We start from the raw sequence: 260 nt of genomic DNA on the forward strand, positions 1-260 counted from the left end.
CAGACCAGGCGCTGATGGCCTGCTGTTCCATCCATATCTCGCAGGTGAACGCGCTCCCTTATGGAACCCGGATGTGCGCGGGTCCTTCTTCGGATTAACGATGTCCCATAAGAAGGAGCATATGATCCGGGCAGCGCTTGAAGGAGTCATTTATAATCTGTACACCGTGTACCTGGCATTAGTGGAATGCATGGACGGTCCTGTAACCCGGATTCAGGCAACAGGAGGCTTCGCCAGATCTGAGGTTTGGCGGCAAATGA

1 protein-coding gene is annotated in these 260 nt (G+C 53.8%); it reads left to right on the plus strand.

The features are described 5' to 3' along the window. Positions 1 to 22: 22 nt before the first annotated feature. On the plus strand, positions 23 to 260 hold a 238-nt coding region (locus GJQ66_RS16205), incomplete at its 3' end, for an FGGY-family carbohydrate kinase (RefSeq protein WP_368732941.1).

The sequence above is a fragment of the Microbacterium sp. ZXX196 genome (assembly GCF_009709595.1).
Taxonomy (GTDB): Bacteria; Actinomycetota; Actinomycetes; order Actinomycetales; family Microbacteriaceae; genus Microbacterium; species Microbacterium excoecariae.